Origin of the sequence: Staphylococcus sp. Marseille-Q1834, assembly GCF_916858875.1 — a bacterium.
GTDB lineage: Bacteria > Bacillota > Bacilli > Staphylococcales > Staphylococcaceae > Staphylococcus > Staphylococcus pragensis.
Genome location: NZ_CAKASN010000002.1, coordinates 345,311 through 358,871, shown reverse-complemented (window position 1 = coordinate 358,871; position 13,561 = coordinate 345,311). Strand labels below are relative to the sequence as shown.

The window sequence follows — 13,561 nt, the reverse complement described above, 5'->3', positions numbered from 1 at the left end:
CCTTAGTTATTATGTAGGCAGTAGCTGACTGATTTAAATATGCGCTTCAATTGAGCTTTATTCAAATCTAGTCATCTTTGCTGGGGTGAGACGACGAAATCTTTTAATAAATTAGGATTTCTGTCTCACTCCCTTTTTATAGTAAAAGGAGTTTATTATGATTAATTTAAATGAAAGATTAAAAGCTGTAAGTCGATATTTATTACCTGGTATGATGGCAGATATTGGCTCAGATCATGCTTATTTGCCTATCTATGCCCTTCAAAATAGTCTCTGCCAAACTGCAATAGCGGGTGAAGTGATTAAAGGCCCTTTTGAGGCTGCAAAAAGAAATGTAACAGAATATCAATTTAACCAATCAATTGATGTACGTTTAGGCGATGGTTTAAGTGTGATTAACCAAAATGATAATGTGCAGAATATCACTATTTGTGGCATGGGTGGCCCTTTAATCGCTAAAATTTTAAGTGAGGGTAAAGATAAATTAAGTAATCATCCTCGTTTAATTTTACAAAGTAATATTCAAACTGAAGTTTTGCGTCAAACATTGCAAAACTTGAATTATGAAATTATTGCAGAAGAAATTATTGAAGAAAAGGGCCACATTTATGAAATAGTAGTTAGTGAGTATACTCAAAATATTGAATATCTAAATAAATTTAATTTAAAATTTGGACCTAAATTAATTGAAAATAAAACATCTATTTTTTATAAAAAGTGGCATAGAGAATTAGAAGCATTAGAACACATTCGTAAACAATTGAATTCAGAAGTTCATCATGAGAGACTTAAAGAGATAGAAAATGAAATATCATTGATTAAAGAGGTGCTAAATGATGAAAATTAAGCAGTTAATGTCTGTAATTGATAAGAATGTTCCTTTAAATACTGCTGAAGAGTGGGACAATGTAGGTTTATTAATTGGAAGTAATGATAAAGAAATCACTGGTATATTGACCACTCTAGATTGTACTGATGCAGTAGTAGACCAAGCTATAATGAAAGGTTTTAATACGATAATTGCTCACCATCCCTTAATTTTCAAAGGAATTAAAAACATCACTGACGATGGATATGGGAAATTAATCCGTAAAATTATCTCAAATGATATCCAACTTATTGCATTGCACACTAATCTTGATAATCATGTTGACGGCGTAAATGAAATGCTTGCTCAAAAATTAAATCTGCATAATATTACGTTTTTAAACAATGAACAGGAGACCTATTATAAAGTTCAAACTTATATTCCAAAAGATAATGTTGAAGACTTTAAAGATAGTTTAGATCAGGCTGGTTTAGCGCAAGAAGGCAATTACGAATATTGTTTTTATGAGTCTGAAGGAAAAGGCCAATTTAAACCAGTAGGAAATGCTAATCCACATTTAGGACAAATTGATAGTATAGAATATGTAGATGAAGTAAAAGTAGAGTTTATGATAAAAAATCATCAACGTCATTTAGCTGAAACTAAGATTATTGAAAATCATCCGTATGAAACACCAGTTTACGACTTTATTAAAATGACTAAAACAGCTAATTATGGTCTAGGGAAAATTGGGGAAGTCACTGAGCCAGTAGCGATTAAAGACTTTGTAAAGCAAGTGAAACAACAACTTCAAATTCCTAGCGTGAGATTTACTGGTGATGAGAACGCTATTATACGTAAAGTGGCAATTATCGGTGGTGCTGGCATTGGCTTTGAACAAATGGCTATTAATAAAGGCGCAGATATTTTTATAACTGGTGATATTAAACATCATGATGCTTTAGATGCTAAAACGAATGGTATTAATTTATTAGATATCAATCACTATAGTGAATATGTTATGAGAGATGGACTAAAAACGTTATTAAATCAATGGTTGTTTGAATTCAGTGTTGATTTTAAAATTGAATCTTCTGATATTAATACCGATCCCTTCACTTATATGTAAAACTTAAAAAATATACTACAAGAATGATACAAGGAGGCTAAATCGATGCCAAATCATCCATTTGAATTATTTAATTTAGATTCAAAATTAATTGATGCTGTTAAAGATCTTAATTTTGAAAAACCAACAGAAATACAAAACAGAATTATTCCAAGAATTAAAAAGGGTGTTAATTTAATCGGTCAATCACAAACTGGTACTGGTAAATCTCATTCCTTTTTATTACCTTTAATGGATTCTATTAATCCAGAAATTCAAGAACCTCAAGCAATTGTGGTGGCACCAACACGTGAATTAGCACAACAATTATTCCAAGCAGCTAGTCATTTAGCAAAATTCAAAACTGATGTAAAAGTAAGTTTGTTTATTGGCGGTACAGATATTGAAAAAGATAAACAACGTACTAATATTCAACCACAATTAGTTATAGGTACACCTACACGAATTAATGATTTGGCTCAAGGTGGTCACTTACATGTTCATTTAGCTTCATATTTGGTAGTGGATGAAGCAGATCTTATGATTGATTTAGGTTTAATTGAAGATGTAGACTACATTGCAGCTCGTTTAGATGATAATGCGAATATTGCGGTATTTAGCGCTACGATTCCTAAATCGCTTCAACCATTTTTAAATAAATATTTAAACAATCCTGATTTCGTAGTTGTTGATTCTAAATCTCAAAATAAAAAGAATATTGAATTTTACTTAATTCCTACTAAAGGTACAGAAAAAGTGGATAAGACACTTCAATTAATTGATATACTAAACCCTTATTTATGTATCGTCTTCTGTAATAGTAGAGATAATGCTAATGAATTAGCTGATTCACTCAATGAAGCAGGCATTAAAGTTGGTATGATTCATGGCGGTTTAACACCTAGAGAACGTAAGCAACAAATGAAACGTATACGCAACTTAGATTTCCAATACGTCATTGCTAGTGATTTAGCATCTCGTGGTATTGATATTGAAGGCGTAAGTCATGTTATCAACTTTGATGTTCCTAATGATATTGATTTCTTTACGCACAGAGTCGGTAGAACTGGCCGTGGTAATTACAAAGGCGTAGCTATCACAATGTATAGTCCTGACGAAGAACATAATATCTCTTTAATTGAAGATAAAGGTTATCATTTTGAAAATGTAGACGTCAAAAATGGCGAGTTAACACCGATAAAAGCACATAATGTCAGACGTAAACGTGAAAGAAAAGACGATCACTTAACAAATGAAGTAAAACATAAAGTAAGAAGTAAAACTAAGAATAAAGTTAAACCAGGCTATAAAAAGAAATTCAAACGTGAAGTTGAAAAAATGAAACGTCAAGAACGTAAACAATATAGTAAACGTCAAAGTAGACAACAAAGAAAGAATAATAAAAAAGGATAGGTGAATGACATGTTAATTGGTTCTCACGTATCAATGAGTGGTAAAAAAATGTTAGAAGGTTCTGCTGAAGAAGCACACAAATATGGTGAATCTACTTTCATGATTTATACAGGCGCACCACAAAATACACGTAGAAAAAGTATTGAAGACTTAAATATAGATAATGGCCATAAGGCAATGGAAAAATATGGTTTATCTAATATTATAGTTCATGCACCCTATATTATTAATATTGCAAATACTACTAAACCTGAAGTGTTTGAATTAGGTGTCAACTTTTTACAAAATGAAATCGAACGTACACAAGCTATCGGTGCTAAAGATATAGTTTTACATCCTGGGTCTCATGTTGGAGCTGGCTCAGATAAAGGAATTGCTCAAATTATCAAAGGTCTAAATGAAGTACTTACACATGATAATGATGTGAGAATTGCGCTTGAAACTATGGCTGGCAAAGGCTCAGAAGTAGGCCGTAACTTTGAAGAAATCGCGCGTATCATCGATGGGGTGACACATAATGATCGTTTATCTATCTGTTTTGACACATGTCATACGCATGATGCAGGATACAATATTAAAGAAGACTTTGATGGCGTATTAAACGAATTTGATAAAATTATTGGATTAGATCGAATCAAAGTCGTGCATGTTAACGATAGTAAAAATGAACAAGGCGCTCACAAAGATAGACACGAAAATATTGGATTTGGTCATATCGGATTTGACGCCTTAAGCTATGTTGTTCATCATGATGCATTTAAAAAAATTCCTAAAATCTTAGAAACACCATATGTTGGTGAAGATAAGAAAAATAAAAAACCGCCTTATAAATTTGAAATTGAAATGTTAAAATCTCAACAATTTGATCCAAATTTAAAAGATAAAATACTTCAACAATAATATATAAATTATTACTAAGACTATTAAGCGCTTAAGATAAAAATAATATTTTGAAACCTTATAGCAAATTCGCAAAAGCTGACTAATTTGAGATGTTGCTTATATCTAACGTTTCTTAACATTAGTCATTTTAGTGCGGGAGTGGGACTACGAATTCAACTTGAATTTAGTCCCACTCCTTTTTTTATTTGTTAAGTCGTAAACATTACTATTTACAAACTAAATCATTAATTGTATAGTATTAAACGAGGTGAAATCATGAGCCAACCCGTATTTGAATTAAAAAATATTGATTACTTTTTTGATAATAAACAAGTGCTTGAAAATATAAATATAAAAATAAATAAAGGTGACTTTCTCGCAATTGTTGGACCAAATGGGGCGGGTAAATCCACATTATTAAAAGTAATACTAGGATTACTTCCGTTGCAAAATGGTGAAATTTATATAGATGGAAAGTCTTATAAAAAGAATACACAATCAGCTTTAAAAATAAGTTATGTATCTCAAAAAGCAAATGCTTTTAGAGCAGGCTTTCCAGCAAGCGTGAGAGAAGTAGTATTAAGTGGTCTTACAAAGACTAAGAAACTATTTCAACGTTTTAATAAAGAAGACGAAAAATTAGTAGAGGATGTATTGCGTAGATTAAATATTCATCATCTAATTGATAAAAATATTGCCGAGCTTTCTGGGGGACAGCAACAACGAATTTTAATCGCTCGTGCTTTAATCTCTAATCCTTCAGTGTTAATACTTGATGAACCGACAAATGGGATAGATGCGAAACATGTCAGTGAATTCTATGAAACACTAGAACGCTTAAAACATGAAGGTATTACAATTATACTTGTCACTCATGATATTGGTGTAGTAGCCGATACAGCTACTAAAGTGGCTTGCCTTAATAAACATCTACATTTCCATGGATCAACTGAAGAGTTTAAATCTCTTGATGAAGTTGAAATTTCTAAGATTTATGGTCATCCCGTAAAATTTGTTGATCATCAACATAATAGATCATGCTGTGAAGCATAATATAAGATTACAAGGAGTTAATTATGAATAAATTTAATATAACGATATACGGTGATTTCCATGATTGAAGCCTTATTAAATTTTGATTTTATGCGTTATTCACTAATAAGTGGTATACTTATTGGATTTATTGCGCCATTGATAGGCGCCTTTATTGTAGTAAGACGTCTATCCTTAATTGCAGACGCTTTAAGTCATGTGACCTTAGGTGGTATTTCATTTGGGATGTTTATTCTCACGCTATCACCCGCATTAGCATTTATTAACCCAATGTGGTTTGGTATTCTTTTTGCAATCGTTGGAGCACTGTTAATCGAGAAATTAAGAACGTCTTATACAAATTATCAAGAAATAGCTATCCCGATTATTATGAGTGCTGGTATTGCATTAAGTGCAATATTTATTTCATTAGCTGATGGATTTAATCAAGAAATAGTAGGGCTTTTATTTGGATCTATAAGTGCGGTCAATTTGAGTGATTTACTTACGATAATAGTAATTTCAATCATCGTAGTTCTATTCATTATTTTATTTTACAAAGAATTATTTATTTTATCTTTCGATGAAGAATATAGTAAAGTCATCAATATTCCTAAGTGGATTCAATTTTTATTTATAGTTATCGTTGCTATGGTTATCTCTGCTTCTATGAGAGTAGTAGGTATTTTACTAGTAAGTGCTTTAATCACACTCCCAATAGCAATTGCTATGAGAATTACTAAAGGCTTTAAACAATTAATTATTTTAAGTATTATCATTGGTGAAAGTTCAGTAATCTTGGGATTAATTCTTGCTTTCTATATGAATATTTCACCAGGTGGTGTTATTGTAGTCCTATTAGTTCTATTATTAGGAATTACAATGTTATATCAAAGATCTACTTTTAGATTTAAAAAGGGGCATTAAAGTATGAATACAAATGATGCAATAAAAATTTTAAAAAATAATGGTTTAAAATACACAAAGAAACGTGAAGATATGATTAATATATTTGTTCAAGAAGATAAATATATAAATGCTAAACATATACAACAACAATTAGATAAAGATTATCCTGGTATTTCTTTCGATACTATTTATAGAAACTTACATCTATTTAAAGACTTAAATATCATTGAGAGTACTGAATTAGACGGAGAAATGAAATTTAGAATTGCTTGTACAAATCATCATCACCATCATTTTATCTGTGAAAATTGTGGCGATACAAAGGTAATTGATTACTGTCCAATCGATGAAATTAAACAATTCTTGCCAAATGTAGACATTCATACACATAAATTAGAAGTATATGGTATATGTGAATCATGTCATCATAAGGGAATTAATTAATAAAGAACTATCTAGCTTATGAGGTCATTAGCTAGATAGTTTTTTGAATTTATAGGCCATTAGTCTGAATTATTAGGTAAATAATAAAAATTAAGGCGTATTATGTTTAAAATCTAACTTTATGAGTTATATTAATAAAGTAACAAGATAATAAGTAAACAATAATTAAGATTTAAGCAAAAGGTTTGTTGCTTAATAAATTGCTTGTTATTATTATTGTATCGAAATTTTAGGAGGATGATTATTTATGGCTTTTGAATTACCAAATTTACCTTATGCAGCAGATGCATTAGAACCACACATTGACAAAGAAACTATGGAAATCCACCATGACAAACATCACAACACTTATGTGACAAAATTAAACTCTGCAGTTGAGGGTACTGACTTAGAATCTAAATCTATCGAAGAAATCGTTGCTAATTTAGACAGCGTACCTGAAGATATTCAAACAGCTGTACGTAATAATGGTGGTGGACACTTAAACCACTCATTATTCTGGGAATTATTAACTCCTAATTCTGAAGAAAAAGGTACTGTAGTTGATAAAATTAAAGAACAATGGGGTTCTTTAGATGCGTTCAAAAAAGAATTCGCTGACAAAGCTGCAGCTCGCTTTGGTTCAGGTTGGGCATGGTTAGTAGTGAATAACGGTCAATTAGAAATCGTTACTACACCAAACCAAGATAACCCATTAACAGAAGGTAAAACACCTATCCTTGGTTTAGATGTTTGGGAACATGCTTACTACTTAAAATATCAAAATAAACGTCCAGATTACATCAGTGCTTTCTGGAACGTAGTTAACTGGGAAAAAGTAGACGAATTATATAACGCTGCTAAATAAGTTGATGAATAAACGTTTATTTCAGTGGTCTCTTTGATAGAGGCCACTATTTTTTTTGATATAATAATGGTAATATATATAAATTTCATATATCATTTATAGGTAAACATGTTTTAATAATTGAGGTAGGTTATCTTGCTTAAAAGGTTAAAAGAAAAAACAAATGATGAGAAAATAAAACATACAATGAATAAACGTATCAATTTTATTTTCGGTGCAATCGTATTAATATTTGCAATAATTGTATTAAGGTTAGGGTATTTACAAATTGCTCATGGCTCTCATTATAAGCAGTTAGTTAAAAACGATGAAAATATTACTGTAAACGAGTCAGTGCCAAGAGGTAGAATACTTGATAGAAATGGTAAAGTCTTAGTCGATAATGCTTCTAAGCTTGCTATTACATACACGCGTTCAAGAAAAACGAGTCAACAGGATATGTTAGATACAGCAGAGAAACTTTCTAAATTAATAACAATGAAGACGAATAGAATTACTGAACGCGATAAACAAGATTTTTGGATTCAAAAACATCCAGATCAAGTAGAAAGTATGATGAAAAAAGAACAATCCATGCTTAATGATGGAAGTATTAGCCAAGAGCAATATGATAAACAGCTTTATACTAAAATTGGTGATAAACAACTTAACACTCTAAGTAAAAAAGATTTACAAGTCTTAGCAATATTTAGAGAAATGTCAGCAGGTTCGACTTTAGATCCAGAAACAATTAAAAATGAAGATGTCACTGAAAAAGAATATGCAGCTGTCTCTCAACAATTAGATAAACTTCCTGGTGTGAATACTTCAATGGATTGGGATCGCCGCTATCCGTATGGCGATACGCTTCGTAGTATATTTGGTAGTGTCTCAACCCCATCTGAAGGTATCCCTAAAGAGTTAACAGAACAATATTTAGCAAAAGGTTACTCAAGAAATGATAGAGTAGGTAAATCATATTTAGAATATCAATACGAAGATGTATTACGTGGTAAAAAGAAACAAATGAAATATACTACTGATAAATCTGGGAAAGTGATTAATTCAGAAGTGATAAATAAAGGATCACGAGGCGATGATTTACAGTTAACGATTGATATCGATTTACAAAAAAAGGTTGAATCATTACTAGAAAGTGAAATTAAAACGCTACGTAGTCAAGGTGCTACCAACATGGATAATGCGCTTATAGTAGTTCAGAATCCTAAAAATGGTGATATTCTCGCGATGGCTGGAAGACAAATTAGTAAAGATGGTAAATTAACCGATTACGATTTGGGCAATTTCACAGGACAATTTGCCGTTGGTTCTTCTGTCAAAGGCGGTACATTATTAACTGGCTATCAAAATAATGCGATTAAAGTTGGCGAAGAAATGATTGACGAACCATTACATTTCCGTGGTGGCCTAACAAAACGCTCTTACTTTAACCAAAATGGTAAGGTAAGAATAGATGATAAAGAAGCTTTAATGCATTCATCTAACGTTTATATGTTTAAAACTGCTTTAAAATTAGCAGGAGACCCGTACTATTACGGTATGAATTTACCAACAGATATTAGAGAAGCAGGTCAAAAATTAAGAAAAGGATTAAACCAAGTAGGTTTAGGTGTTAAAACAGGGATTGATTTACCAAATGAAACAATTGGACAAATTGAACCTTTAACAAATAATCCTGGTAACTATCTCGATTTATCTATCGGACAATACGACACTTACACACCGCTTCAACTATCTCAGTATATTTCTACTATTGCTAATGATGGTTATAGAATTCAACCTCATATAGGATTAGCCGTTCATAACGCAACCAATAGTGATGATGTTGGTCCAGTTAAAGAGAAAATAAAAGGAAATGTATTAAATAAAGTTAATAATTCACAAGATGAAATTGATGAAGTTAAAAAAGGATTTGAAATGGCCTTTAACAAAGTCGATGGTACGGGTTATGCTAGTTTCCATAAAACAGAAGTCCCATCTGCAGGTAAAACGGGAACAGCCGAAGTATTCCAAAACGGAGAATCTCGCGTAAACTCAACTTATATAGGTTATGCACCAATTAAAAATCCTAAATTAGCTTTCTCAATTATGTATACTAACCAACCAGTTCCACCACCATGGTTAAATGGTGGAGACTTAGGACGCGATGTCATTAATTATTACTTTAAAAATAAAAAATAATCTTTAATTACACATTTTAGAACTAAAAGGCGTTACTAAAATTAATACTTTTCAATTTTTGTTCTAAGTGGTATGATAATAAAGTCGTATTTAGAAAAGGTAAGGAGGAATTAACATGCGCGTAAACGTAACATTAGCTTGTACTGAATGTGGTGACAGAAACTACATTTCAACAAAAAATAAAAGAAACAATCCTGAACGTATCGAAATGAAAAAATATTGTTCACGTGATAACAAACACACTTTACATCGTGAAACTAAATAATAAAACGATTGATTAGGCTGAAATAATATTTCAGCCTATTTTTTTATATTTAAGTATTTTATAAGTATGATTAAGTATTAGATTATAGTCCTCATTTTCATTTCATCTAAATGACATCATCATTTAATAACGTTATAATATATTTAGTGTGCAAAGGTGGTGTAAGGGAATGAATAAGAAGACTATCCGCAAAGATATTCTTTTAAAAATGAAGGCGTTTGATTCTTCAAAAAAAGAAATTGCTGATCATTGGTTGAAAGAACAATTACTTAATAATGAGTGGTATAAAAATGCTCATCGTATCGGTATGGTACTTTCAATGCCTCATGAAGTAGATACATATAAAATCATTCAAACTGTATTAAATGATAATAAAAAAGTATTTGTTCCTAATACTAATTACAAAACGCGTGAAATGAATTTTAAAGAATTAATTGATTTAGATTCAATTGTCGAAGATGAAAAAGGGATTAATTATGTTGAGGCTGATACTGAGATTACAGATGAATTAGATTTAATTATAGTACCTGGTGTAGCCTTTCGTAATGATGGTTATAGAATTGGCTATGGTGGAGGCTATTTTGATCGATTTCTCAGTCAATCAGATGCAAATACGATTAGCTTAATTTATGATTTTCAACTTACAGATTTTGAAATTGAAAATCACGATCAACCTGTTAAAGAATTAATTATTTATAAAACTTGATGGTGGAGAAATTAATGGATAATGAAAAACAATTTTGGAAATCAATATTTTATTGGATTCGTTATTTTGACTATCATCTAATAAATATTGAAAAAAATGAAAATGAGGTATGGCTTGCAAATCAACACAAAAGAAAATTAGCTATTTTTCGTAAAGATGTTACCTCTACACAAGAAATTCGATTTGATAAATCTAAAATTTATGAAAATAGTCGTAGCATTGATGAGAAATTAAGCTTCGAACCTAAAGCATTTGAGTTCTTTTATTTTGCCGATAAAGATTTAAATATAAATGAATTTAAAGAAACACATCCTTTTAAAATGGACTTTCATTTAATTAATGACATACGTGATTTAGAAAAATTGATGCCTAATCTAATGCTAGCAAAGCTTATTTCACGAAGTAATAAAACATCAGCGCTTCAATATAAAAAACGCGTAATGAGACAAAATCCAATCGATAAATATATGATGACATTTACGCCTATGACCTATCTTTTAATCGCTATTAATGTGATTATTTGGCTCATAATGATTTTGTATTTAAATCATTTCTCTGATATTAAATTACTAGATGTCGGTGGGCTAGTTCACTTTAATGTTGTTCATGGTGAATGGTACCGTCTTATCACTTCAATGTTCTTACATTTTAATTTCGAACATATATTAATGAACATGTTATCACTATTTATTTTTGGTAAGATTGTTGAATCTATTGTTGGTCCATTAAAGATGTTAGGTATCTACTTAATTTCGGGATTACTTGGTAACTTTATTTCACTATCTTTTAATGTTCATACGATATCAGTTGGAGCTAGTGGTGCCATTTTTGGTCTTATAGGTGCTATTTTTGCAATGATGATTATCAGTAAAACTTTTGATAAAAAAGTAATTGGACAAATGCTAATTGCGTTACTAATAATGGTGGTACTATCTTTATTCTTGTCAAATGTCAATATAATGGCACATTTGGGAGGATTTGTAGGTGGAATATTAATTACGCTTGTTGGCTATTATTTTACTGTAAATCGTAATCTATTTTGGATATTTTTAATTTTACTCCTAGTAATTTTTGTAGCATTGCAGATTAGAATTTTCACAATTAAAGAGCAAAACATCTATGATAAATTAATTCAAGATGCAATGGTAAAATATGATTATAAGGAAGCAAGTCATTTAGTCGACCACACTATAAATAAAGGCTATGATGATGCCGAAACTTATTATTTAAAAGGTTTAATTACTGCAACTACTAGCTCTAGAGCTGAAGGAATGGCTGATTGGGAAAGAGGATTAAAAAAATATCCTAATTCAGGACTATTAAATTATGAATTAGCAATAGCAAATAGAGCATTAAATGATAATGAAAAAGCTTTAAGTTATGTAAAAAAAGCAGTAAAAATTGATTCAAATGACAATAAATATAAAAATTTAGAAAAAGAGTTGAAAAAGACAAATGAAACAGGAAATCAATAATTTCTATGATGTCTTACAGCTTTTAAAAAAGTTTGGATTTATTATTTATTTTAAAGATCCTAATGATATGTATGAAATGATGTTACAAGAAATAAAATCACTATATAATTATGAATTAATATCTAAAGATAATTATTTAAAGTGTATTTTAATTATTAACCAAAGAAGGAATGAACATAAATGAAAAACGTAATTTTAGCAGCTGATATTGGTGGTACAACTTGTAAACTCGGTATTTTTGATGAAAATTTAGAACAATTGCACAAATGGTCAATTGAAACAGATACATCTGATCATACAGGGGAAAAGCTATTAAAAAATATTTATGACTCATTTATTGAAATTTTAGCGACTCGTGATTTAGATGTAAAAAATGCGCTTGGTGTTGGTATAGGAGTACCGGGACCAGTTGATTTTGAAACTGGAATTGTGAACGGCGCCGTAAATTTACATTGGCCAGGCAATGTAAATGTTAGAGAAACCTTTAGTAAATTTGTTGATTGTCCAGTCTACGTAGATAATGATGCCAATGTAGCGGCCTTAGGTGAAAAGCACAAAGGTGCAGGTCAAGGCGCTGATGACGTTGTTGCTATAACACTTGGCACAGGTTTAGGTGGCGGAATTATTTCAAACGGTGAAATTGTTCATGGACATAATGGTTCAGGAGCTGAAATTGGACATATTAGAACAGATTTTGATCAACGCTTTAACTGTAATTGCGGTAAATCAGGTTGTATAGAAACTGTAGCATCTGCAACTGGTGTAGTTAATTTGGTTAATTTTTATTATCCTAAATTAACCTTTAAATCTTCTATTTTACCTTTAATTAAGGAAAATAAAGTTACTGCAAAAGCAGTTTTTGATGCTGCTAAAGCTGGAGATCAATTCTGTATCTTTATTACTGAAAGAGTTGCTAACCATATTGCATACTTATGTAGTATTATTAGTGCCACTAGCAACCCTAAATACATTGTACTTGGTGGCGGAATGTCTACAGCCGGATTAATTTTAATTGAAAATATTAAAACTGAATATCATAATTTAACTTTTACCCCTGCACAGAAGGATACTGAAATTGTTCAAGCTAAACTTGGTAACGATGCAGGTATTACAGGGGCAGCTGGATTAATTAAAACTTATATATTAGAAAAGGATGGTGTAAAATAATGGCTATCGTTGATGTAGTTATTATTCCTGTTGGCACAAATGGGCCAAGTGTAAGTAAATATATTGCTGAAATTCAAATGAAATTAGAAGAATTCAAAAAAGAAGGTAAAATTGATTATCAATTAACCCCTATGAATACATTGATTGAAGGAGATCTAAAAGACTTATTTGAAGTTGTTCAAGCTATACATGAACTTCCATTTGATAAAGGATTAGATAGAGTTTGTACTAACTTACGTATTGATGATAGAAGAGATAAATCTCGTAAAATGAACGATAAGTTAAAATCAGTTCAAAAACATATAGATGGACAAGGTGAGTAAA

The 13,561-nt window shown here is 30.7% G+C and carries 15 protein-coding genes; all 15 read left to right on the top strand.

The annotated features are described in order from the left end of the window. The first annotated feature begins 157 nt into the window (after window positions 1-157). The 15 genes from LIX58_RS10900 (at window position 158) to LIX58_RS10830 (ending at window position 13,560) form a co-directional block, all read left to right on the top strand. On the top strand, window positions 158-847 hold the full coding sequence (locus LIX58_RS10900; RefSeq protein ID WP_154837585.1) for a tRNA (adenine(22)-N(1))-methyltransferase: 690 nt from the start codon (window positions 158-160) through the stop codon (window positions 845-847). Continuing rightward, window positions 837-1,937 carry a Nif3-like dinuclear metal center hexameric protein gene (locus LIX58_RS10895; protein WP_154837615.1) on the top strand — a complete coding sequence of 367 codons (1,101 nt, stop codon included), beginning with the start codon at window positions 837-839 and terminating at the stop codon, window positions 1,935-1,937. The genes LIX58_RS10900 and LIX58_RS10895 overlap by 11 nt, the downstream gene beginning before the upstream one ends. 45 nt (window positions 1,938-1,982) lie before the next feature. Further along, window positions 1,983-3,329, top strand: a complete 1,347-nt coding sequence (locus LIX58_RS10890) for a DEAD/DEAH box helicase (protein WP_126566979.1) — start codon at window positions 1,983-1,985, stop codon at window positions 3,327-3,329. Window positions 3,330-3,338: 9 nt separating this feature from the next. After that, a complete protein-coding gene (locus LIX58_RS10885; protein WP_154837587.1) occupies window positions 3,339-4,229 on the top strand; it encodes a deoxyribonuclease IV in 891 nt (296 codons plus the stop codon). A gap of 258 nt (window positions 4,230-4,487) precedes the next feature. Continuing rightward, the gene (locus LIX58_RS10880; RefSeq protein ID WP_226386324.1) at window positions 4,488-5,264 is read left to right on the top strand and encodes a metal ABC transporter ATP-binding protein; all 777 of its coding nucleotides are present in this window, start codon (window positions 4,488-4,490) and stop codon (window positions 5,262-5,264) included. A 60-nt stretch (window positions 5,265-5,324) separates the two neighbouring features. After that, on the top strand, window positions 5,325-6,170 hold the full coding sequence (locus LIX58_RS10875; RefSeq protein ID WP_126566976.1) for a metal ABC transporter permease: 846 nt from the start codon (window positions 5,325-5,327) through the stop codon (window positions 6,168-6,170). A 3-nt stretch (window positions 6,171-6,173) separates the two neighbouring features. Next, window positions 6,174-6,596: a Fur family transcriptional regulator gene (locus LIX58_RS10870; protein ID WP_126566975.1), complete on the top strand. Its 423-nt coding sequence runs from the start codon at window positions 6,174-6,176 to the stop codon at window positions 6,594-6,596. A 247-nt stretch (window positions 6,597-6,843) separates the two neighbouring features. After that, window positions 6,844-7,443: a superoxide dismutase gene (locus LIX58_RS10865; RefSeq protein ID WP_126566974.1), complete on the top strand. Its 600-nt coding sequence runs from the start codon at window positions 6,844-6,846 to the stop codon at window positions 7,441-7,443. A gap of 135 nt (window positions 7,444-7,578) precedes the next feature. After that, window positions 7,579-9,624: a peptidoglycan D,D-transpeptidase FtsI family protein gene (locus tag LIX58_RS10860; RefSeq protein ID WP_226386323.1), complete on the top strand. Its 2,046-nt coding sequence runs from the start codon at window positions 7,579-7,581 to the stop codon at window positions 9,622-9,624. 115 nt (window positions 9,625-9,739) lie between these two features. Next, window positions 9,740-9,889, top strand: coding sequence for a 50S ribosomal protein L33 (gene rpmG / locus LIX58_RS10855; protein WP_103298552.1), 150 nt, complete (start codon window positions 9,740-9,742; stop codon window positions 9,887-9,889). Between the two features lie 169 nt (window positions 9,890-10,058). Continuing rightward, window positions 10,059-10,595: a 5-formyltetrahydrofolate cyclo-ligase gene (locus LIX58_RS10850; RefSeq protein ID WP_154837593.1), complete on the top strand. Its 537-nt coding sequence runs from the start codon at window positions 10,059-10,061 to the stop codon at window positions 10,593-10,595. A gap of 14 nt (window positions 10,596-10,609) precedes the next feature. Continuing rightward, the gene (locus LIX58_RS10845; protein ID WP_154837595.1) at window positions 10,610-12,070 is read left to right on the top strand and encodes a rhomboid family protein; all 1,461 of its coding nucleotides are present in this window, start codon (window positions 10,610-10,612) and stop codon (window positions 12,068-12,070) included. Continuing rightward, window positions 12,051-12,254, top strand: coding sequence for a YqgQ family protein (locus LIX58_RS10840; protein WP_126566970.1), 204 nt, complete (start codon window positions 12,051-12,053; stop codon window positions 12,252-12,254). The genes LIX58_RS10845 and LIX58_RS10840 overlap by 20 nt, the downstream gene beginning before the upstream one ends. Further along, window positions 12,251-13,237, top strand: a complete 987-nt coding sequence (locus LIX58_RS10835; RefSeq protein ID WP_154837597.1) for an ROK family glucokinase — start codon at window positions 12,251-12,253, stop codon at window positions 13,235-13,237. Before LIX58_RS10840 ends, LIX58_RS10835 begins: the two co-directional genes overlap by 4 nt. Beyond that, window positions 13,237-13,560 carry an MTH1187 family thiamine-binding protein gene (locus LIX58_RS10830; protein WP_103298547.1) on the top strand — a complete coding sequence of 108 codons (324 nt, stop codon included), beginning with the start codon at window positions 13,237-13,239 and terminating at the stop codon, window positions 13,558-13,560. Before LIX58_RS10835 ends, LIX58_RS10830 begins: the two co-directional genes overlap by 1 nt. Window position 13,561 lies beyond the last annotated feature (1 nt).

Bases quoted from the DNA above. Each gene is read 5' to 3' on its own strand.
- LIX58_RS10900 (WP_154837585.1), top strand. From the start codon at position 158: ATGATTAATTTAAATGAAAGATTAAAAGCTGTAAGTCGATATTTATTA.
- LIX58_RS10895 (WP_154837615.1), top strand. From the start codon at position 837: ATGAAAATTAAGCAGTTAATGTCTGTAATTGATAAGAATGTTCCTTTA.
- LIX58_RS10890 (WP_126566979.1), top strand. From the start codon at position 1,983: ATGCCAAATCATCCATTTGAATTATTTAATTTAGATTCAAAATTAATT.
- LIX58_RS10885 (WP_154837587.1), top strand. From the start codon at position 3,339: ATGTTAATTGGTTCTCACGTATCAATGAGTGGTAAAAAAATGTTAGAA.
- LIX58_RS10880 (WP_226386324.1), top strand. From the start codon at position 4,488: ATGAGCCAACCCGTATTTGAATTAAAAAATATTGATTACTTTTTTGAT.
- LIX58_RS10875 (WP_126566976.1), top strand. From the start codon at position 5,325: ATGATTGAAGCCTTATTAAATTTTGATTTTATGCGTTATTCACTAATA.
- LIX58_RS10870 (WP_126566975.1), top strand. From the start codon at position 6,174: ATGAATACAAATGATGCAATAAAAATTTTAAAAAATAATGGTTTAAAA.
- LIX58_RS10865 (WP_126566974.1), top strand. From the start codon at position 6,844: ATGGCTTTTGAATTACCAAATTTACCTTATGCAGCAGATGCATTAGAA.
- rpmG (WP_103298552.1), top strand. From the start codon at position 9,740: ATGCGCGTAAACGTAACATTAGCTTGTACTGAATGTGGTGACAGAAAC.
- LIX58_RS10850 (WP_154837593.1), top strand. From the start codon at position 10,059: ATGAATAAGAAGACTATCCGCAAAGATATTCTTTTAAAAATGAAGGCG.
- LIX58_RS10845 (WP_154837595.1), top strand. From the start codon at position 10,610: ATGGATAATGAAAAACAATTTTGGAAATCAATATTTTATTGGATTCGT.
- LIX58_RS10840 (WP_126566970.1), top strand. From the start codon at position 12,051: ATGAAACAGGAAATCAATAATTTCTATGATGTCTTACAGCTTTTAAAA.
- LIX58_RS10835 (WP_154837597.1), top strand. From the start codon at position 12,251: ATGAAAAACGTAATTTTAGCAGCTGATATTGGTGGTACAACTTGTAAA.
- LIX58_RS10830 (WP_103298547.1), top strand. From the start codon at position 13,237: ATGGCTATCGTTGATGTAGTTATTATTCCTGTTGGCACAAATGGGCCA.